Below are 20,118 nucleotides of genomic sequence, written 5' to 3'. Positions count from 1 at the left end.
GGGAACAACAGGGCTGTCAGGTCAAAGACCTGGCGCAGCCGTCCTTCTCAATAGCGATAGGGCTCGATGTCCAGCAGCGGAAAGGCGCTGAACACGCCAGGCGGATTGGTCGCGGTCGCCGCATGCAGATAGGATTTATCGAGTTCTGCAAAGCGGGTGACGCCGAGTAATCCCAGGCAACGGATAACCTCGTCTTCGAGAAGCTCCAGCATCCGCACGATGCCGGCCTCGCCCGCGGCCGCCAGCGCCCAGCATTGCAGCCGGCCAATGCCGACCAGATCGGCGCCGGAGGCGATTGCCTTCACGATGTCCGTGCCACGGCTGAACGAGCCATCGACCATGATCCTGGCGCGACCGGCGACCGCGTCGACGATTTCCGGCAGGACGTGCATTGCGCCGCGTCCATGGTCGAGCTGGCGGCCGCCATGGTTCGACACATAGATCCAGTCCACGCCATGGTCGAGCGCGATGGCGGCGTCTTCCGCCGTGGCGATGCCCTTGATGACCAGCGGAATTTTATACTTGTCCTTGATCAGCTTCACCGTGCGCCAATCCAGCCCCTTCTGGAAGTCGCCGCCGGTGGCGCGGATGCGGCTTTCGCGAACATAGCGCTTGGCGATATCGCGCTCGCGCCGGCTGTAATGCGCCGTGTCGACGGTCAGGCAGAACGCGGTGTAGCCATTATCGATGGTGCGGCTGACAACATCCTCGACAAAGGCATCATCACCGCGGACATAGAGCTGATAGATGCGCAACGCATCGGGTGCAGCCTTGGCGGTCGCCTCTAGCCCCGGCTCGGACACCGAGCTCAGCATGTGAGAGGCACCGAACTGCCCTGCTCCGCGCGCGACGGCGGCGCCTGAATCAGGATCGAAAATCTCGAGCGCGCCGACCGGCGCAATCATCACAGGCAATCGCAGCCGGCGTCCGAAGACCTCGGTGGAAGCATCGACGCTAGCGACGTTGCGCAACACCCGCGGCCGGAATGCGATCTCGTCGAGCGCCATCCGGTTGCGGCGCATCGTGGTCTCGGTCTCGGAAGCGCCGACGATATAGTCCCATGCGTTCTGGTTCAGCCGGGCGCGGGCCTTTCGAATGAATTCGTGGAGATTCTGGAATTCCTCGCCGCTGGCGCCGAGTTCGACATTCCTCGCCGGACGCGTGGGGGTGCCGTCATTCATGCTGTTCCTCTCCCATCACCTTGGCTGCACCTTAGCCGCAGACAAGCGGAAAAAGCTACCGCCTTGAACAGGTTAGGCGTCATGCAAACGCAGGGATGTTATTCGTTTGCGAGATGCGGCGGTGCGGAAGGCCAGCACCGCTCAGGCCATATTGCCCACCTTCCCGAAAGCCCCCGCCTCGGCCAGTTCAGCCATACGTCGCTCATCATAGCCGAGGGTCTTTCGGAGCACTTCCCTGGTATGCTCGCCGAGCAGCGGCGCCGCCACCGGATCGATGGTTGGCGTCAAGCTCATCTGCAGCGGCGTTTCAATATTGGGGACCGCGCCCGCGGTCGGATGCGGAATCCGGCTGAGACGATGGCGGTCGCGCACTTCCGGCGCGTTGAAGCCTTCCTCGACGGTGCGCAGATAGCCGACCGGTATGTTGGCCTTCTTCATCTTCGCCATCCAGTGCTCAAGGCTGTCGCTGGCAAAAACGCCGGCGATGATGGCGCGCAGCTTTTCCTTGTTGGCGGTTCGGTCTTTCCGGTGCGCGAACCGGGGATCGGTGACGAGATCCGGCCGATCGAGCACATCGACCACGAGCCGGCGATACAGCCGGTCATTGGCGCAGGCCATGTAGAGCGGCCCATCGGATGCTTGGTAGAGGCCGACGGTGGGCGAGCCGTTCGGTGAATTTCCGAAGCGGCCCGGATTCGCGCCACTGATCAGATAGGCCATGCCGTAAAAGCCGGTCATCGACACGGCTGTATCGATCAGCGCCACTTCGACCTGCTGGCCGCGGCCCAGTCGGTCGCGGGCGATCAGCGCCAGCAGGATCGCGTTGCATGCCGACATCCCCGTCGCCATGTCGACGATCGGCGGACCGGTTCGCACCGGCTCGCCGTCCGGAAACCCGTTCAGCGACATGAAGCCGCTTTCGGCCTGCGTGATCGGATCGAAGCCCGGGCGCAAGGCGAAGTCGCCCTTGCGGCCATAGGCGGAGATCGAGCAATAGATCAGCCGAGGATTGGTCGGCGCGACGGAAGCATAATCGAGACCGAATTTCTTCATCACGCCGCCGGAGAAATTCTCCACGACGACATCCGCTTTCGCGATCAGTTCGCGGGCGACTTCAAGCGCCGCCGGATTGTTGAAGTCGAGCGCAATGCCACGCTTGTTGCGATTGAGGCTGAGGAAGGCCGCGCTCTCGCCGCCGATTTCCGCATGCTCATAGTGGCGGGTATCGTCGCCGCCGTCGGGGTTCTCGACCTTGATCACTTCAGCGCCGAAATCGGCCAGCGTCTGCGTGCAGGCCGGACCTGCCACGACCCGGGTGAAATCGACGACCAATAGACCATCCAGGGCAGTCGGCTGTCCCTTGGCGCGCGGCATTCGCTCCGGCAATTGCGGCTTGGCAGTCATTTCCGGCGTTTCCCCTTGTTATTCTGCCTGGCGAAACAAAGGCTTTTCGCCGCGACTTCAAGGCTTTCTTACCGGAACCGGGCGGGCAACGCCAAACCCCGATTTTGCAGGGCGGGACCTTCCGCTGACATAGCTCTGAAGACGGTGCACGAGCCCGCAGCAGTGCCCTCGCAGCCATGCTGCAGGGTGGGGCCGGACCGTCGATTCATCAAAGGACCGCCGCCCGACCCCGGGCTGGTCCGGGAGTCGAGCGGCGGCTTGGCGAGGAACGCGCCGCGAGCGGCGTTCGCTGCGTCGTTACCTCAGTCGAAGCTTGTTTTCCCTATTCAGTAATCATCTCACCGGAGCCGCCAAGCTCGGCAGGAAAATCCTTGAGCTTGGGCAACCCGTCCCGCATCGGCAGCACTGTCTCGGCGTAGTTGACGTGCACGCCGGGCGTGAAAGGAAGTGTCGGGAGAGTTGCGGCGAAGACGTCGACCAGCCCGAGCGTTGGATGATTGGTCATCAGATGACCACCGCACTCCTTGCAGTACTTGCGCTGACTCATCGGCGTCTTCTCGAAGGTTGCAACGTGTTGCGCTCCTGCCGTGACTCGTACCGCCTCCGGCTTCCACAGGGTGAACGCGTTCACCGGCCCGCCGGACCACGAACGGCAGGAACGGCAATGGCAATAACCCATGCCTTCCGGCGCACCGGTGACCTCTACCTCGACCGCGCCGCAAAAACAGCTTCCAGTGTGTTTCATGATTCTTCCCTCTCCTTGCAGGCAAGTACGAAGTGATCAGGTCAGCTTGCGCCAGGGGAACAGCATTGAAACGCGCTCCCGGTAACGGCGATACTCGTCGCCGAACATGTCAACGAGATCGCGCTCTTCCAACATGATGCCGATGAAGATGTAGGCCGTGGTCACAATGGCGAACAACAGATGACCCGCGCTCATCGTCGGCGTCGCCCAGAAGGCGATGATGAAACCGAGATAGATCGGGTGCCGCACAAAGCGGTATAGGAACGGCGTCCGGAAGACCGGCGCCGGCATCTCGCGGCCTGCGAGATTGTTGGCGACCTGGTGCAATCCGAACAGCTCGAAATGATTGATCAGGAACGTGCTCGTGAACACGATCACCCAACCGACAAACGACAATGTCGCGATCACCACGGCCAAGTCGGGCTCCTGGACGCTCCAGATCAGATCCGGCATTGGACGCCATTGCCAGAACAGCAACAACAGCGTCAGGCTTGCACAAAGCACATAGGTACTGCGCTCCACCGACTGCGGAATAAACTGCGTCCACCAGTGTTTGAATGATTTACGCGCCATGACGCTATGTTGGATGGCAAATAACGCCATCAGTGCGAGATTGACGACAATTGCCTCGAATACCCCCGATTTCGGGCCGGTATCGATCGCCTTCGGCACGGCGAAGCCCGATATGAACCCGATGGCGTACATAATCGTGAACAGAAATGTGAGATAGGCCACACCTCCGAACAGAAATGCAGTGAATCTTAGCGCTCCGTTGCCCGGCATCGCCGGGCGGATGACTTGAGCTTCCGTCATGAAATTGGCTCCGCTACAGGCAATGAATCGCAACTCCTGATTCTTTCAGGATGCCGCAAAAGCGGCCACGAAACTTTGCCTTACGCTTCAGCTCTTCATTAGACGGACTTGATTGTTTCTTTAGGAAAGATGATGGGGCAAGTGAAATTCAACTTCGATAATCACATCCTGGATACTGATCGCCGTGAGCTGCGCCGTGGCAGTGATCTGGTTGCGATGCAGCCCCAGGTATTCGACTTGCTGGTTCACCTGCTGAAGCACCGACATCGCGTGGTCAGCCGCGACGATCTCATTGCGCTGGTGTGGGGTGGACGGATCGTCTCGGACTCCACGCTGGACAGCCGGATCAACGCTGCCCGCAGCGCGATCGGCGACAACGGCAAGGAGCAGAGGCTCATCCGCACCATTCCGCGCAAGGGGATTCGCTTCGTCGGCGACGTGAAGAGCCCATGCGACGCGCGTCCCGCATCGTCTTCAGAAGCAGAACAGCCCCGTGCGGCGCTCGCGCTTCCTGACCGTCCGGCGATAGCCGTGCTGCCGTTCGACAACATGAGCGGCGACCGGGAGCAGGAGTATTTCTCCGACGGAATCAGCGAAGACATCATCACCGCGCTGTCAAAACTGCGCTGGTTCTTCGTGATCGCGCGCAATTCGTCATTCACCTACAAGGGCAAGCCTGTGCACATGAGGCAAGTCGCCGCCGAGCTTGGCGTGCGCTACGTGGTCGAAGGCAGCGTGCGAAGGAGCGGCGATCGCGTCCGCATCACCGCGCAGCTCAACGACACCGCGACCGGCAGCCACATCTGGGCGGAGCATTACGACCGCGAGCTGACGGACGTCTTCGCCGTGCAGGACGAAATCACCGACGCCATCGTCACCGCCATCGAGCCGCAGATCTACGCCGCCGAGAATTTTCGCAGCCGGCGCAAGCCGCCCAACAGCGTCGATGCATGGGATTTGGTGATGCGGGCGTTGTCCCACCATTGGCGGGTGACGCGGCCCGACAGCCTCGCCGCGCAGGAGCTGCTGGAAAAAGCAATTGCGATCGATCCGAACTACGGTCAGGCGCTGGCCCTGTTCGCAACCAATCACATGTTCGGCGTGCATCTGGGCTGGAGGGATATTGCAACCGCGGCGCCCATTGCGGAGCAAGCGGCATTGGCGGCGATTGGCGCCGACAGCGAGGATGCCTGGGCGCATACCGCCCTCGGCAGCGTGTATTTCTCCACGCGCCGCCTCGATCATTCGCTGGCCGAGTTTGAGTTGGCGCTCCAGCTCAACCCGAACTTCTCGCTGGCGCAGGGATACTATGCCTTGGCCTTGACCTATACCGGGCGGTGGGAGGATGCCTTTGCGGCGACGCAACGCGCCATCCGCCAAAGCCCCCGCGATCCCTCATCCGCGATCTATCACGGCGTTGCGGCCTACGCCCAGTTCGTCGGCAGAAATTATGAGGAAGCGATCGCGCTGGCGCGCGAGGCAACCCGTCAGCGCGGCGATCTCACCGGCGCCTACCGGGTGCTGACGGTCGCGGCCGGAATGACCGGCCAGATCGAACTCGCGCGCTCCGCACTTGCGGAATTGCGCCGGACCCAGCCGAATATTTCCCTCGCCTGGATCGCGACGCAGCTACCCTGGAAGCACGACGCCGATCGCGAGCATTATCTCGAAGGCTTTCGCCGCGCGGGACTGGAATGAACTCCGGCGACCTGACCTGAGTTACTGCTGCTTTTCCCAGAAGGACAGCAGACCCTGTGAGGCCGAGCCGCCAATTACGCAGGGAATGCCGACCGCCACCTGCCCCAGCGCAGCCGCGGAGACACAGCCGAGCGCGACCGCGCCGACGCCGACCTGGCCCCAGAAGCTGAGGTCGCGGCGGCTATCAGAGCCCTTGGTCTTGAGTTCCTCAACGGCGGCCAGCGCATCCTTGCGCAGCGCTGCGATCTGCACCGTGTCCGCCGCTTCGACGACTTCGGCAAGCGGCGCCTTGACCGCCGCCGATTGCCTTGCAAGCTCGCTGCGGAGATATTCGCGCAAACTGGCATCGCGGATGGCGTAGCTTGCCAGCGTATAGCGCGCCATGCTTCCGACCGTCAGCTTGTCGATCGTGTCGCGGCTCTTGCTCCATGGCAGCATCTGCACGATGCGCTGGATCGGTGCATGCGAGCCGGTCGCGAAATAGTAGCCCCAGAGCGTATCCAGCAAATCCTGGTTGCCCGCGAACGTCAGCGTCGTGTTCAGCTTGCGCTCGTCCTTGGCGAAGGGATTCTTCGTGAAGGCTCCGCGCATCTTCTCCATCATGCCGGGCTTTACTTCTTCCAGCGGGATATCGGTCAAGGTCGGCAGCTTGCCGGCCAGGTAGCTGTCGATCATGACCCGCCGGCCCGGCATTCGTGGCGCGACCCGACGCAGCACGTTTCTCCAGTCGGGCAGCCCCGAATAGGCGATGGCGCGGACGATCACCCATTCATCGTCCGGCCGCACGGGGAAGAAACTGGCAATGAGCTGCTCGGCCTTGGCCGGATTGGAGCTGATCGCACCGGCGATAAAGCCGAGATAGATGCCGGCATTCTCCGGCTCCTTGAACGTCTGCGAGTGAAACAGCACACGCACAGCTGCCGGGACATGGGCGTAGTCCGGCTTGGCCCGGTAGTTATAGATCCATTGCTGGACGACCCCGAGCGAGGCGCGCGGATCGACCTCCGGCGTCTTCTCTGCATGTGCTGGTTGAATCAGCATGAGCGCGGCGGCAATGAAGGCGGCATATCGCATGTGATGCTCCTGCGAACGCAGACGCATGCCAAGGTTCCGGCACATGCGCCCAAGCGCTCTCGATGAGGAAGCATGAAGCGCGCATTGCGACAATTCTGAGAAAATCGACCTTAACAAAAGACGTCGAAATTGTGGCACCTCACGAAAAACTCGCCTGCAACTCACCTTATCCCAGACATTTTTTTGCCCCGCGCGGGCAATTCGATCTCAGGCGATCAACAGGAGCCCCGCGGGACGTGGGGATCAGAGCGATTAGACGCATCACGCAACACAACCGATCGTCCCGATCGGGACTGGTCGCTTGTCGAATTGCCGGCGCCCTCGGATTGACTTTCGCGACACCTGTCGTCGCCGAAATCGCGCCGCCACCGCAAGGATCGATCATCGTCGAAGGCAACCGCCGCGTCGATGCCGAGACCGTACGCTCCTACTTCAAGGCGAATCCCGACGGGCGTTTCGATGAGGCCGCGCGTGACACGGCGCTGAAGGCGCTGATTGCAACGGGACTGTTCGAAAAGGTTTCCATCGAGCGCGCCGGCGAGCGGCTCCTGGTGCGCCTGTCCGAAGCACCCGTGCTCGACCGCGTCGCATTCGAAGGCAACAAGAAGGTCAAGGACGCCGACCTTGCCGCCGCCATCGAATCCAAGGCGCGCGGCTCGCTGCAGCGCGCTACCGTGCAGTCCGACGTCGGCCGTATCATCGAGGCCTACCGGCGTGCCGGCCGTTCTGAGGTCCGCGTCGATCCGCAGATCATCGACCGCGGTAACGGCCGGGTCGACCTCGTCTACGCCATAACGGAGGGCGCCAAGACTCCGGTGCGGCAGATCGATTTCACCGGCAACAAGGCTTTTGGCAAACGGCAGCTCAGCGCGGTGATCAAGACCTCCGCCACGCATATGCTGAGTTTCCTGACCGGCGGTAACGTCTACGATCCCGACCGTGTCGCGCAGGACCAGGAACAGCTGCGGCGTTACTACCGCAGCAAGGGTTATGCCGATGTCAGCATCCCCTCGGCCAAGGCCGAGTACGTCCCGGCGGCAAAGGGCTTCACGCTGAACTTCACCATCGACGAAGGCCCGCTCTATCGCTTCCGCGACGTCACCGTCACCTGCAACGTTCCCGGCATGGAATGCGACAAGCTTCGCGCCCTTCCCACCGCCCGCGCGGGCGCGGTATTCGACGGCAATGCCCTGGACAAGACTACCGAACTTCTGGCCATCGAAATGGCAAAGCTCGGCTATCCCTTTGCCGAGGCGACCGCTCGCCTCACCCGCGATGCCGCCACGCAACGCATCGACGTTGCCTTCGTGATCGAACAAGGCCTTCGCGCCTACGTCGAACGGATCGAAATTCGCGGCAACACGCGCACCCGCGACTACGTGATCCGGCGCGAATTCGATATCGCGGAAGGCGATCCTTACAACAAGACGCTGATCGACCGGGCCGAACGGCGCCTGAAGAACTTGAACTACTTCAAGACGGTGAAAATATCGAACCGGCCGGGCTCGGCGCCGGATCATGTCATCCTCGGCGTCGAGGCGGTTGACCAGGCCACCGGCGATTTCAACATCGCCGGCGGTTACTCAACCGTCGACGGCGCGTTGGTCGAGATCAAGCTGGGCGAGCGCAATTTCTACGGCACGGGCACGAACGTGCAATCCGTTTTCACCTACGGCCAATATGCGCGCGGGATCAACCTGGCCGCGTCCGAACCTTATTTCCTCGGCACAAAAGTCGCGGCTGGAATCGAACTCTTCGGCCGCCAAACCGATGCCAGCAGCTACCAGTCCTACGGCAGCACCACCTACGGTGCGAGACTGCAGCTCGGTACACCCATTACCGAGGAACTCGGCGTCCAGTGGCGCTACTCGATCTACAATCAGGACATCACGCTATCGCCGAACAGCTCAGGCCTGACGTCTTCGCTGGCCGTCCGGGAGGCGGCGGCCGCCGGTCCGACCTGGGTCTCCGCTCCCGGCAGCGTGACGACCTACAGCACGCTCGACAACATAAAGAGCCCGACCAGTGGAATCAGGTCGCAGCTCAGCCAGGATCTGGCGGGCCTTGGCGGCGACGTGAAATTCCTCAAGACGACGGAAGACGTGCGCTACTACAGATCGCTCAGCAGCGATCTGGTCGGCATGGTGCGCGCCCAGGGCGGCTACGTCACCGGCTGGGGTGGCCAGCAGGTGCCGCTGATGAACAATTTCTTCGGCGGCCCGACCATGGTGCGCGGCTTTGCCCCGAACGGATTTGGCCCGCGCGACCTGACGCCCGGCACCACGATGGATAATGTCGGCGGCAGCGCCTATTGGGCAACGACCGCCGAATTGCAGAGCGCGATCCCCGGCATACCCAACGAATACGGCCTCAGGGCCACGGCCTTCGTCGATGCCGGCAGCGTATTCCGCTACAGCGGCTCGACGGCAGGGCTTCAGGTTGCCAACAAGAACGTCGTGCGCTCGTCGGTCGGCGCCGGCCTGACCTGGGCCTCGCCATTCGGCAACCTCACCGTCGACTACGCCGTACCGTTGACCAAGGCGGCCTACGACGTCGTGCAACCTCTGCGATTCAGCGCTGGAGGCTTCTGACGGGAACGGGATGCTCCGTCGCGAACCCGTACAACAGCGCCAGCCGGTCGAGGCACTCGCGGAATCGCTTTGAAAAGTAGTCTTTCCAGCGCCCGGTATGCAGACCCCTCCGCTGGCCGACCTGCTCCATGGTCAATCCGTGGACCAGAACGTCGTGCACCAACGCCGAACCATCCGCGCCAAGTTCGCGCTCGGCCCGGTTCAACCGCAGTACCGCCTTGCGCTGGCCCTCGGTGATCGGTTCGCGCCGCTGCCCTCCATCCACATAGTCCCTGCTAGGATCGACCGCGCGTGGTCCGCGCTCGGCCTTCTCCCAATCGCTCTGGAACGCCCTGCCCGCCTGAAACTGGGCCTCATCGATCTGACGATGGGAATGCAGGCGAGCGAGTGGATCGTTGCGGATCGAACGCAGGGCAACGATCTTCTCGCCCGGCTCTAGCGCCAGGGGATTATCGACCTCGACGGTCGCAACTTCCACGTTGCGTAGCAAGTCGCGGGGCCTCCGGTCATGCACCTTGGCGGGATCGTACGGCTTTCGGCGTTTGGCTCTCGGCATCTGATGGACTCCTTGAAAGCAGTGGAATTCGGGCTTGACCGGAAGGTCTATTCGATTGGCGCGTCCGATATCTCGTCGCTTAGTAATTCGGACAGTTTGTGCCTGATGTCGCCGCCCTCCGGCTCAAGCCCGATCAGCGCGCGCAGATGTGCGATCCGATGTCGGCGCGGCAGCCGCTTCAGCCGGTCGGCTACATCAGTGACATCAGCATTCTTCATGCCGCCTCGAACCACCCGCAGCGCGACGGAACTCACCGCGCGTTCGGCTGGCACCACCGGATTCCTGCTCAAATGAAAATGCGGCGTGCAGTAAGCCGAACCCGGGCGGCGCGGATGACCGCAGAAAGTGATGGCCTCGTTCTCTTCGTCGCCGCCGTACGGGTAGCGGCAGTCCTCCCTCTCCAGCTCGATCACTGAGAGGTGCCGCGGCTCGATCTCTACGCAGCGCAGCTTGAGCGGCTTGACCTCCTTGAACAGCGGCACCGGCCAGATGAGCGTAGACGTCCTGGAATCGCTGGCACGAGGCACTGCGATGTCGCGCAGATCTGCCGGTTGGGCGGGCATCGACGGCTGCCGACGATCATCCGCCCCCAGCCCAAGCCGCCTGGCGCGCCCGAGCGCAGCATTGCGAGAATAGGACGTATTGAATCGTGAGTTGATCGCCTGCGCGGCCTCCGAAAAGCTCAAGCCTTTGGCAATAAATTCCCGCAGCGCGTCCGAGTGCTCGGGCGCCCAGTTCGACAGTTCCATTTTTGTTATCCTTGCTCTTGTCAACGCCGCCCGACGCCGGCGAGTAATTTCTGATATTCCGAAATGCAAGTCAAGCTTGATTTCGGATAATCGGAACTGCTATGATTCCTGAAATTCGGAAGGATTCGACCATGCTGGACGTCAGATTGATCGAGCGGGGCCTGGAAAAGCCGGGCAAGACCAAGGGCGGGCTGGCGGCCGCGATGGGCGTTCGTCCTGGCGCGGTTTCCGAGATCCTGTCCGGGATACGCCTGATCAAGGCCTCTGAAATCGCCCCTATCATGGAGTATCTCGAACTGAACTCGGTGCCGATCATGGGCCGGGTCGGCGCCGGCGCCTCGATCGAACCGGAACACGAACAGGTGCCGCCGGAAGGCCTCGGCGAGGTAAAGCTACCCTTCCCGATCGCCGAAGAAACCATCGCCTTCGAGGTATCAGGCGATTCCATGCTGCCGAAGTACGAGAATGGCGATATTATCGTGGTCTATCGCGAGCAGCGCCACCCGCTGTCGAGCTTTTACGGCGAGGAAGCCGCCGTTCGCCTGAAGACGGGTGAGCGCTATCTGAAGACGATCGAGCGCGGAAAATCCCCGACCTCGGTCAACCTCACGAGTTTCAATGCCAAGCCGATCACCGGCGTCAAGCTTGAGTGGATCGGCGAGATCTGCGTCACGCTGCCCCGGGGGCAGATCGAGCGATTGCGTAACAAGGCAGCCGCCCGGGCACGCAAGGCGGCAAGGACGACGGGTGGCCGTACGTCGGAGAAATAGCCACCACGGCTCGCGATTTCCGGATCAAAGCGATATTGGCGGAGCTGCCATCGCCTCGTCGGCGGCGGCACAATTTCTGCTTTTCCGAATTTCGCCTTGACAAACTTCTGATTTTCAGAAATACTACCCGTCGATTTCAGGGGGCGGATTGAGGTCAGATTGCCAGCATGCAGTATTTCGTCGTGATGATCGACTACGGCCGACGCGGCCGCGAGGCCATTGTCGATCCGGAAATCACCAGGCGCGAGGTCATTTCCCGGGTCGCTTCGGGTGAGTACAGGAATATCAGCTTCGTTCATGAAATCGCCGATTGCTCGGTCGAGGACATCACCGCCGAGATTCTCAGCGAGGCGTCCCTGCCCGACATCGCTGCGACCGGCGCCGATCTGCAAGCCAGCCATTTCGATCATCTCCGCGACTTGCGCAAGCATGAGCGCGCCTGAGCTTCGCTATTCCGTCAAAACATTGTGATCGTTGAGCCGCTTCAATCGCCGAGGCCTTGCTTAAATATTCTTCACGCAAAGTCTATTCCGACTGTGCGGACAGTCGCGCTATTGTCGCGATTCGATTCCTCCGACTTGCAAAGTTCTTGATTCACAATGCCTCCGTCAATGAAGACTGAGCTCGCTGCGCGCGACGGCGATCTCCGGCTCTGTCTGCTGCTTGGTATCGCGGCCTGGTTTCTTTTTCTGGATCACGTCCCCCACAATGCGGTCAGCCTGCTGACCATGCGCAATTTCGGCTTCAGCGGCGCTACTGACCTGTTCGTGTTCGTCGGCGGCTACACTGCCGCGGTCCTCTATGGAAGGATGATGCTGGAGCGCGGCTTCATCGTGACGGCTACCCGCATCTTCAAGCGACTGTGGCAGCTCTACGCCGCGTATATCGTCCTGTTCGTGATCTATATCGATCTGATCGGATATGTCGCGCGCAAGTCTCGGGCATCCGAACTCATCGGCGATTTCAACGTCACGGGAATCGTCGACCATACGATCCGGACGCTGATTCATGGCCTGCTGCTGCAGGCCAAGCCGCTCAACCTCGATGTGCTTCAACTGCTCATCGTGTTGATGGCGATCTTCCCGCTCGTTCTGCTCGGTCTGGTCCGCCGGCCGAACGTCACGATGGCGGGGTCGATCGGGCTCTACGCGGCCGCTCGCCAGTTCGACTGGAATCTGTCTTCGTTTCCTGATGGAAAATGGTATCTCAACCCGTTCTGCTGGCAACTCCTGTTTGTGCTCGGCGCCTGGTTTGCCTTAAGCGGAGCGAATCAAATGCGTATGCTGCGTACACTTCAGGAGTTCGCGGCCCTGCGCGCGGCTGCGTGGCTGTATCTGCTCCTTGCGTTAGTGCTAACGGTGGCGGCGAAGTTTCCTCAGGCCGGTCTTATCCCGGACCTTCTGCGCCACGTCCTTCTGCCGGATGACAAGGACAACCTCGCCCCGCACAGGGTGATTCACTTCCTCGCGCTGGCTTTCCTCTTTGCCTATATGGTGCCGCGGGACTGGTCCGGATTCCGATGGCCCGCGTTGCAGCCGATCATCACATGCGGTCAGGAATGGCTGGCGGTGTTCTGCGCCGGTGTGTTTCTTTCGTTTGCCGGGCACCTCGTCCTGATCACGGGCCCGGATTCGCTTCTGATGCAAATCCTGGTCAGCTTCGCCGGAATTTCAATCATGACGGGCGTGGCATATTATGTGTCGTGGTCCAAGCGGCAGGATCAAAAGCCGGCATTTCGAGCTCAGGCAATGACGCGACTATCGGAGGAAGGCCGATTCGCGAAGTAGTTCGGGCCGGCCTGCTCTCCACGTGTCGCCCTCAGTCCACCGGGAAAGCCGCCTTCAACCGCGTCTCACTATCGCGCAGCATGGCCGCATCGAGCCTTCCCGCGGCCGAGGCCGCCATGGCGCAGGTGAAGATGCGGTAAAATTGCGACCCGTCGAACGCGACCAGCAGGAGATCAACACCGGCATTGAGCGCTTCGACCACCGCCGTGCAGACATTGCGTTGGTAGATCGCCCCCATCACGAGGTCGTCGGTTATGACGACGCCTTGATGGTTCCACTTGTTGCGAATGATGCCGTCGACGACCCGCTTGGAATGCGACGCGGGACGGTCCGGATCGACGGAGGTCAGCGCCACATGCCCGATCATCAGTTGCGCTTTCGAGCCGGCCAGCACCTTCCTGAACGGGATCCAGTCCGACGCCTCGAGTTCGTCGAGCGGCGTATCGAGGTCGGCGCTGAAATGATGGGTATCGGTCCGTACGCGGCCGAGCCCCGGAAAATGCTTGACGGTTGCTCCAACGCCGGACGCTTCGAGGCCGCTCACATAAGCTTGCGCGATATCAGCGACGATCGCCGGATCGTCGGAGATCGCGCGGCGGCCGATCAGCGTGTTGAAGTCGAATCGGTTGCGCTTCGCTTCGGGCCGCAAATCCAGCACCGGCGCAAAGTTGAGGTTGACGCCGAGCGCCGCCAACTCCTGCCCGTGAATACGTCCGAACGCCTGCGCCTTCTCGGCGCGAACTTCCGGTGCAAGATCCGCAAGCGTCGATAGCGCTGGCAACTTGGTCAAGGGCGGCGCCAGATGCGAGACGATGCCGCCTTCCTGGTCGGCCGCAACGATCAGGGGTGGCAGGCTGGCAGCGCGCCGCTTCTCCTGCAGCGCCGCGATCTCTTCCTTCAGACGGGCTGCCGTAGATCCCACGACGTTGTGCCTGGTGATGTAGACGCCGGCGATCAGGCCCTTCTCGGCCAGAACGGCCACTTCGGCAAATGATGAGTATCCAACGATAAAGTGGCGCCCAAGGCTTCTTGTCTGCGCGGCATCAACTTGGAGAACCCGCTGCTTGCGCCATTCAAACGAAGCATGTGCACCGAGCATCGATAGCGATGGCAGACACCACAGCAGAAAGAGTGCCTTCCCCGCGATACCCCTCCTCCAGTAACCGCGACGGAAAAGGATCGCGGCAACGATGACGCTCGCCACCGCTAGAACGATGTTCCCGGACCCACGCAGGGAAATCAAATAGGGATCGTTCTTGTTGGCTGCGGCGAAAACGAAGACAGCTCCGGCGAGCCAGAGCAGGATGAGGCCAATACGTTTGAGAATTTTCATGGGAATGGATGGCGGCTTGCGCGAGGAGATCGAACGAGACCATTGCCCGTATCAAACTTGCCTCGCCGGCGCGAGCGCATAACCGCACCTGCACGGAAACTGCATAAGAATCCTGAAGTCTTGCAGACGACGCTCCAAGCAACTGCACAAGCGCACCCGATAGTTCGCCCTGCAAACCAGCAGGCGATCAACGAATGCCTATTCCGACAAGACTAGCGAACGACGGGTGGTGGCTATGCGAGCGCCCCGCGACCGCACTGGTTTGCAATTTTCCCATCCAGGCAGGTAGCGCGATAATGACCGATCTCACCACGCCGGCATCCGATGCTGGCTCCGTTCAGGAAGGCCCCCTTTCCATCAAAGCAGCAATTGTTCTGGCATTGGCTGCGCTGGCCGACTGGCTGTTTTACGGACACGGCATCGGAATATCGGCCGTCATCTTTGCGGTCGCCGTAGCCTGTGGCTCGATACTCGCCAACGTCGCAACTCTAAACCGAAAGCAAGTGCTGCTGGCCGGCGTCCTCCTGCTGTTCGCCCTTGTGCCCGCCATCGAGGATTTCAATGTCGCGTCTCTGACCTTCATGGTGCTGGCCCTCGGCATAGGCCTGCTGCTGACAACCAATCGCGACCGGCACGATCTCGGCGAGCGAGCTGCGGGGTTATGCGATCTCTATCTGGTCGGCCCGTTCAGATTTCTCCGCGATGCCATCAGTGCGTTCAATCTACCGGCACTGAAGACCGGCTTTGCCGTGTGGCTCATTCCCGTAGTGCTCAGCGGCATCTTCTTGTTTCTGCTGGTATCGGCCAATCCACTGCTCGAGAAGTGGATCAGCCTGCTGAATCCGGGTAACACGGCTTCGTATCTGAGCCTCGGGCGCATACTGTTCTGGACTGTGGCGCTGTCGATCGTATGGCCCTTTATCCACGTCCGGTGGAGCAGCAAGCGGGAGATGCCGGCAGCTTTGGCTGAAGCGGCAGCACTGGCGCAGGGAATACCATCGGGCCAGAATCACTTCTTCGGTGTTGCCACGATCCTTCGTTCGCTGATCCTGTTCAATTTGCTGTTCGCCGTTCAGACCGTCCTCGACGCGATCTATCTTTGGGGCAACGTGGCTCTACCTTCCGATATCAGTTACGCTTCATATGCGCATCGAGGCGCCTATCCCCTCATCGTCACGGCGCTGTTGGCGGCAGGCTTCGTCCTGGCCGCCATGAGACCCGGTGGCCCGGCCGAGCAATCGAGGGTGATCCGGCCGCTGGTCTATCTTTGGGTGGCGCAAAACGTCCTGCTGGTGATGTCGTCGATCCTGCGCCTCGATCTCTACGTTCAAATCTATCTACTGACCTGGTGGCGCATCGCGGCGTTCATCTGGATGATACTGGTTGCATTCGGACTCGTCCTCATCGTCGCCCGTATCATTCTGAACCGCTCGAACGCCTGGCTGATCCGCGCCAACCTCATCACCCTGACGGCAACGCTCTACGTCTGTTCGCTGATCAATTTTGCCTCCATCATCGCTGACTACAATGTCAGCCACAGCCGCGAAGCCGGCGGCAAGGGAGTGTGGATCGACATGAACTACCTGTTGTCGCTCGGACCGCAGGCATTGCCGGCCGTCGACCGGGCTATTGCCCTTCGCGGGTTCGATCCGACCCTTGTTTCCCGCCGTGGTTGCCTTGTAGAACAGCAAAAGAAAGAAACGGCTTCCTGGCGCTCCTGGGGTTTTCGGAACTGGCGCCTCCAGCGCGCCCTGGATGCCCAACCAAAGAGTTCGACCACTGGCTAGTCCAACTGCAAGCCGATTGCGCCGGGAGAGACGTTTGACGCACCGCATTCTCATCGTTGACGACGATCTTCACATCCGCGAGGTCATCCGTGTCGCACTGAAGAAGGCCGGAATGGCCATCTTCGAGGCGCGCGACGGCAAGGAAGCCTTGACCCGCTTCGCCGCCGACAAGCCCGATCTGATCATTCTCGATATCGGCATGCCGGAATTCGACGGGCTGGACGTCTGCCGGGAAATTCGAAAATCGTCTGATGTGCCGATCCTGTTCCTCTCCGCGCGCGACGATGAGATCGATCGGGTGCTGGGCCTGGAGATCGGCGGCGACGATTACGTCACCAAGCCCTTCAGCCCGCGCGAACTCGTCGCCCGCGTGAACGTCATCCTGCGCCGCATCGCCTCGCGCGGGCAGGATGCGAAAGCGTCCCAGGCTGCGCTTTCGCAAGGCAGGCTGTCCGTCGATCCGGACCAGCATGTCGCAGAGTTTGCCGGCACGCCGCTTCGGCTGACGGCCATCGAGTTCGGAATCCTCAGGGCTTTCCTGACGCGGCCGACGCTCGTCTTCAGCCGCGAGCAGATCATGAGCGCGGCCTACCAGCTCAACATCCAGGTATCGGATCGCACCATTGACAGCCACATCCGAAATATCCGCGCCAAGCTGTCCGCCGTGAATTGCGACAATGTCATCGAAACCATTCACGGCGTCGGCTTCAAGCTTGGACGATGCGAGCCGCAGGCATGATGCCCCACAGGGCCGAGAAATGGCGACCGTCGGTAGGCCAGGTCATTTTTACCGCGCTCGCCGCTGCGGCGACGCTGCCGCTGGTCGGGCTGTTCTTCTTCCGCCTCTATGACAACCAGCTCATTCACCAAACCCAGGCGGAGCTGATCGCGCAAAGCCGGGTGCTCGCCGCCGTCTATGCGCGGGAAGTGGAATCCCGTCTCGGTGCCGGAATTACGCTCGGCGCTGAAATTCCGCCCGAGGCCCGAGCAGGCCGGGAAGACGAGCTCACGCCGATCCGGCCCGCGCTCGATCTCGCCGCCGGCGCCGACCTGCTTCGGCGGCGGCCCGATGCGCTTCCGGCAAGCGCGCCCGCGTCGCAGCCCTATGTCGAGATCGGCGCGCGGCTGATGCCGATCATCCGGGAAACCCAGAAGGTCACGCTGGCCGGTTTTCGCATCCTCGATCCCCGCGGCGTCGTGATTGCCGGCCGCGACGAGGTCGGCCAATCGCTCGCCCATATCGAGGAGATCGCCACCGCGCTTCAGGGACAATACCGGGCAGCCTTGCGCATTCGCAAACCTGACAAGCCGCCGCCTCCGATCTACTCGATCAGCCGCGGCGTCGGCGTCCACGTATTCTCGGCCATGCCAGTCGTCGTCAACAACCGCGTCGCAGGCGTGGTCTATACGTCGAGGACGCCGAGCAACATCTTCGACCATCTCTATCAGGAGCGCGGCAAGTTTATCCTGGCGGGACTTGCGGTCATTGTCGCGACGATCATCATCGGCCTGGTTTTCTCCCGGACCATCACCCGCCCGATGCGCGAACTGGTCGATCGCGCCGCGCGCATCAGCCGCGGCGACCGCGATGCGTTTAGACCGCTCGCCCATTACGGCACGCGCGAGTTCGCCCAGTTGTCGCACAGCTTCCTCGACATGGCGGAGCAATTGTCGCGGCGGTCGGATTACATCGCGACGTTTTCGTCGCACCTTACCCATGAATTGAAGTCGCCGCTGACGTCGATCAAGGGTGCCGCTGAACTCCTGCTGGATTCCCTGCAAAGCAAGTCCGACACGCTCACGCGGATGGAGCAGAAGAATTTCATATCGAACATTCTAGGTGACACCGGGCGCCTGGAAGCCATGACCCAGCGCTTACGCGAACTGGCGCGCGCCGAAACCGCACCGCAGAATGAGCAAACCGAACTATCTCAAGTGATAGGCGGACTGAAGAGCCGGTTCCCGACCCGGGCGATCGAGGCCACCGGCGACCTCGAGCGCTCGATCGGGATGTCCAGCGAAAAAGCGCTGATCGTGTTGTCGCATCTGACCGACAACGCCATCCGTCACAACGCAAGGAGCGTGCGGCTGGAAGCCGCCGCGGAAAACGCCTCCGTCAGAATGACCGTCAGCAACGACGGCGATCCCATATCCGAAGCGAACCGCGAGAAGATCTTCGACGCCTTCTTCACCACGCGCCGCGATACCGGCGGCACGGGAATGGGGCTCTCGATCGTCCAGGCGATCATGACCAGCCATGGCGGATCGATCCGGCTCCTGCCGTCCGAGAAGGGCGTGGCGTTCGAACTCGAGTTTCCGGCCGCCTAGTCTTCCGTCAGACGCGCTCGATAATGATAGCTGGCGCCATGCCGCCGGCGGCGCACATCGTCACCAGCCCGCGCTTGAGATCGCGCCGCTCCAGCTCGTCGAGCACGGTACCGATCAGGATGGAGCCGGTCGCACCGATGGGATGGCCAAGCGCGATCGAGCCGCCATTGACGTTGACCTTCTCGCGATCAAGCTTGAGGTCGCGGATGAATTTTTCGGCGACGACGGCAAAGGCTTCGTTGATCTCGAACAGGTCGATGTCGTCGAGCGTGAGACCCGCCTTGGCCAACACTTTGCGGGCAGCCGGCACCGGCGCATTCAACATCAGGGTCGGGGAGTCGCCCATGTTCGCCATCGCAACGACGCGGGCCCTCGGTTTCAGGCCATGAGCCTTGGCGTAACCCGGCGACGCCAGCAGGATGGCCGCCGAGCCGTCGACGACGCCGGAGGAATTACCGGCGTGATGCACAAAGTTGATGTCGAGATCGGGATACTTGTCCAGGATGAGCTTGCGATAGGTCGTGCCCTTGTCGTCGAGCGCATAATCCGCAATGGCCGGAAACGCCGGCTTCAGCCCGGCCAGCCCCTCGAGCGTGGTTTGCGGCCGCGGATATTCTTCCCGATCGAGCGCGAGGCTGCCGTCCTCGCGATAAACAGGCACGAGGCTCTTGTCGAAATGCCCGCCTTTGATGGCCGCAGCCGCCCGCTTCTGGCTTTCGAGACCGAGCTCATCGACGTCCTGCCGCGTGATGCCTTCGAGCGTCGCCACCGCATCGGCGCAGACGCCCTGATGCGATTGCGGATGCCGCACACGCAGGCGGAGATTGCCGTTGTCCATCATGAACGGCCCCTCGCCGCGCCGGCCCTCCATCGACATCATCTCGGTGCCGCCGGCGATCACAAGATCCTCCGAACCCGACATGATCGAATTGGCCGCCATGTTGACGCTGGTGATGCCGGAGCCGCAGAACCGGTCCAGCGTCACTGCGCTGGCGCGGTCGTCATAGCCGGCGTCGAGCGCCGACATACGCCCGAGATCGCCGCTCTGCTGGCCACGTTGTGAGCTGGTGCCCCAGACGATGTCGTCGACGTCTGCGGTATTGATGCCGGTCCGATCGGCCAGCGCGCGCAATACCGTTGCGCCGAGCTGCTGCGGATGGATGCCCGACAAGGCGCCCTTGCCGGCTTTGCCGATGCCTCGCGGCGTCCTGCATGCGTCGATGATCAGCGCGTCAACCATGGTATTTTCCTTCTTGTTGCTTTGCCGCATTTGCTGCCGATCAAGCAGCAAAGTCAATCTGG

The 20,118-nt window shown here is 61.7% G+C and carries 17 protein-coding genes; 8 read left to right on the top strand and 9 right to left on the bottom strand.

Translation table 11 applies throughout. The features are described from left to right. Positions 1-47: 47 nt before the first annotated feature. The 4 genes from CQ12_RS37565 to mddA form a co-directional block, all read right to left on the bottom strand. A complete protein-coding gene (locus CQ12_RS37565; protein ID WP_057840258.1) occupies positions 48-1,181 on the bottom strand; it encodes an alpha-hydroxy acid oxidase in 1,134 nt (377 codons plus the stop codon). Positions 1,182-1,322: 141 nt separating this feature from the next. Next, entirely contained in the window at positions 1,323-2,585 is a 1,263-nt protein-coding gene (locus CQ12_RS37560; RefSeq protein WP_057840257.1) for a CaiB/BaiF CoA transferase family protein, read from the bottom strand. Between the two features lie 322 nt (positions 2,586-2,907). After that, on the bottom strand, positions 2,908-3,330 hold the full coding sequence (locus CQ12_RS37555) for a GFA family protein (RefSeq protein ID WP_057840256.1): 423 nt from the start codon (positions 3,328-3,330) through the stop codon (positions 2,908-2,910). 36 nt (positions 3,331-3,366) lie between these two features. Further along, positions 3,367-4,143 carry a methanethiol S-methyltransferase gene (gene mddA / locus CQ12_RS37550; protein ID WP_057840255.1) on the bottom strand — a complete coding sequence of 259 codons (777 nt, stop codon included), beginning with the start codon at positions 4,141-4,143 and terminating at the stop codon, positions 3,367-3,369. 141 nt (positions 4,144-4,284) lie between these two features. On the opposite strand from mddA, the gene CQ12_RS37545 reads away from it, so the two are divergent. After that, positions 4,285-5,841 carry a winged helix-turn-helix domain-containing tetratricopeptide repeat protein gene (locus CQ12_RS37545; protein ID WP_057840330.1) on the top strand — a complete coding sequence of 519 codons (1,557 nt, stop codon included), beginning with the start codon at positions 4,285-4,287 and terminating at the stop codon, positions 5,839-5,841. Positions 5,842-5,862: 21 nt separating this feature from the next. Here the strand turns inward: CQ12_RS37545 and CQ12_RS37540 are convergent, their stop codons facing one another. Next, entirely contained in the window at positions 5,863-6,915 is a 1,053-nt protein-coding gene (locus CQ12_RS37540; protein WP_057840329.1) for a hypothetical protein, read from the bottom strand. 326 nt (positions 6,916-7,241) lie between these two features. Here CQ12_RS37540 and bamA point away from each other — a divergent pair, with 326 nt between their 5' ends. Continuing rightward, positions 7,242-9,506, top strand: a complete 2,265-nt coding sequence (gene bamA, locus CQ12_RS37535) for an outer membrane protein assembly factor BamA (protein ID WP_057840254.1) — start codon at positions 7,242-7,244, stop codon at positions 9,504-9,506. On the opposite strand, the gene CQ12_RS37530 is transcribed toward bamA, so the two are convergent. Beyond that, the gene (locus CQ12_RS37530; RefSeq protein WP_057840253.1) at positions 9,487-10,062 is read right to left on the bottom strand and encodes a DUF6456 domain-containing protein; all 576 of its coding nucleotides are present in this window, start codon (positions 10,060-10,062) and stop codon (positions 9,487-9,489) included. The genes bamA and CQ12_RS37530 overlap by 20 nt on opposite strands. 47 nt (positions 10,063-10,109) lie before the next feature. Next, positions 10,110-10,811, bottom strand: coding sequence for a GcrA family cell cycle regulator (locus tag CQ12_RS37525; protein WP_057840252.1), 702 nt, complete (start codon positions 10,809-10,811; stop codon positions 10,110-10,112). A gap of 131 nt (positions 10,812-10,942) precedes the next feature. On the opposite strand from CQ12_RS37525, the gene CQ12_RS37520 reads away from it, so the two are divergent. From CQ12_RS37520 to CQ12_RS37510, 3 genes are all read left to right on the top strand, one after another. Beyond that, a complete protein-coding gene (locus tag CQ12_RS37520) occupies positions 10,943-11,581 on the top strand; it encodes a S24 family peptidase (RefSeq protein ID WP_057840328.1) in 639 nt (212 codons plus the stop codon). Between the two features lie 167 nt (positions 11,582-11,748). Then, positions 11,749-12,024: a hypothetical protein gene (locus CQ12_RS37515; RefSeq protein ID WP_057840251.1), complete on the top strand. Its 276-nt coding sequence runs from the start codon at positions 11,749-11,751 to the stop codon at positions 12,022-12,024. Between the two features lie 156 nt (positions 12,025-12,180). Then, the gene (locus tag CQ12_RS37510; RefSeq protein ID WP_057840250.1) at positions 12,181-13,368 is read left to right on the top strand and encodes an OpgC domain-containing protein; all 1,188 of its coding nucleotides are present in this window, start codon (positions 12,181-12,183) and stop codon (positions 13,366-13,368) included. A gap of 31 nt (positions 13,369-13,399) precedes the next feature. On the opposite strand, the gene CQ12_RS37505 is transcribed toward CQ12_RS37510, so the two are convergent. Continuing rightward, positions 13,400-14,701: a glycoside hydrolase family 3 N-terminal domain-containing protein gene (locus CQ12_RS37505; RefSeq protein ID WP_057840249.1), complete on the bottom strand. Its 1,302-nt coding sequence runs from the start codon at positions 14,699-14,701 to the stop codon at positions 13,400-13,402. 296 nt (positions 14,702-14,997) lie between these two features. Here CQ12_RS37505 and CQ12_RS37500 point away from each other — a divergent pair, with 296 nt between their 5' ends. The 3 genes from CQ12_RS37500 to CQ12_RS37490 are packed head-to-tail and all read left to right on the top strand — an operon-like array spanning position 14,998 to position 18,816. Continuing rightward, complete coding sequence (locus CQ12_RS37500) at positions 14,998-16,488, top strand: DUF4153 domain-containing protein (RefSeq protein ID WP_057840248.1); 1,491 nt, start codon at positions 14,998-15,000, stop codon at positions 16,486-16,488. 34 nt (positions 16,489-16,522) lie between these two features. Beyond that, complete coding sequence (locus tag CQ12_RS37495) at positions 16,523-17,227, top strand: response regulator transcription factor (protein WP_057840247.1); 705 nt, start codon at positions 16,523-16,525, stop codon at positions 17,225-17,227. Continuing rightward, positions 17,227-18,816: an ATP-binding protein gene (locus CQ12_RS37490; protein ID WP_057840327.1), complete on the top strand. Its 1,590-nt coding sequence runs from the start codon at positions 17,227-17,229 to the stop codon at positions 18,814-18,816. The genes CQ12_RS37495 and CQ12_RS37490 overlap by 1 nt, the downstream gene beginning before the upstream one ends. A 7-nt stretch (positions 18,817-18,823) precedes the next feature. On the opposite strand, the gene CQ12_RS37485 is transcribed toward CQ12_RS37490, so the two are convergent. After that, positions 18,824-20,056 (bottom strand): acetyl-CoA C-acetyltransferase, encoded by a 1,233-nt coding sequence (locus CQ12_RS37485; RefSeq protein WP_057840326.1) that lies wholly within the window; start codon positions 20,054-20,056, stop codon positions 18,824-18,826. Between the last annotated feature and the right edge of the window lie 62 nt (positions 20,057-20,118).

The sequence above is a fragment of the Bradyrhizobium jicamae genome, from assembly GCF_001440395.1.
GTDB classification, from domain to species: Bacteria; Pseudomonadota; Alphaproteobacteria; order Rhizobiales; family Xanthobacteraceae; genus Bradyrhizobium; species Bradyrhizobium jicamae.
Note: the sequence above shows the minus strand (reverse complement) of the source record. Positions and strands in the feature narration are given on the sequence as shown.

Bases quoted from the DNA above. Each gene is read 5' to 3' on its own strand.
- CQ12_RS37515 (WP_057840251.1), top strand. From the start codon at position 11,749: ATGCAGTATTTCGTCGTGATGATCGACTACGGCCGACGCGGCCGCGAG.
- CQ12_RS37525 (WP_057840252.1), bottom strand. From the start codon at position 10,811: ATGGAACTGTCGAACTGGGCGCCCGAGCACTCGGACGCGCTGCGGGAA.
- CQ12_RS37540 (WP_057840329.1), bottom strand. From the start codon at position 6,915: ATGCGATATGCCGCCTTCATTGCCGCCGCGCTCATGCTGATTCAACCA.
- CQ12_RS37490 (WP_057840327.1), top strand. From the start codon at position 17,227: ATGCCCCACAGGGCCGAGAAATGGCGACCGTCGGTAGGCCAGGTCATT.
- CQ12_RS37485 (WP_057840326.1), bottom strand. From the start codon at position 20,056: ATGGTTGACGCGCTGATCATCGACGCATGCAGGACGCCGCGAGGCATC.
- CQ12_RS37500 (WP_057840248.1), top strand. From the start codon at position 14,998: ATGACCGATCTCACCACGCCGGCATCCGATGCTGGCTCCGTTCAGGAA.
- CQ12_RS37560 (WP_057840257.1), bottom strand. From the start codon at position 2,585: ATGACTGCCAAGCCGCAATTGCCGGAGCGAATGCCGCGCGCCAAGGGA.
- CQ12_RS37530 (WP_057840253.1), bottom strand. From the start codon at position 10,062: ATGCCGAGAGCCAAACGCCGAAAGCCGTACGATCCCGCCAAGGTGCAT.
- CQ12_RS37505 (WP_057840249.1), bottom strand. From the start codon at position 14,701: ATGAAAATTCTCAAACGTATTGGCCTCATCCTGCTCTGGCTCGCCGGA.
- CQ12_RS37520 (WP_057840328.1), top strand. From the start codon at position 10,943: ATGCTGGACGTCAGATTGATCGAGCGGGGCCTGGAAAAGCCGGGCAAG.
- CQ12_RS37555 (WP_057840256.1), bottom strand. From the start codon at position 3,330: ATGAAACACACTGGAAGCTGTTTTTGCGGCGCGGTCGAGGTAGAGGTC.
- CQ12_RS37510 (WP_057840250.1), top strand. From the start codon at position 12,181: ATGCCTCCGTCAATGAAGACTGAGCTCGCTGCGCGCGACGGCGATCTC.
- mddA (WP_057840255.1), bottom strand. From the start codon at position 4,143: ATGACGGAAGCTCAAGTCATCCGCCCGGCGATGCCGGGCAACGGAGCG.
- CQ12_RS37565 (WP_057840258.1), bottom strand. From the start codon at position 1,181: ATGAATGACGGCACCCCCACGCGTCCGGCGAGGAATGTCGAACTCGGC.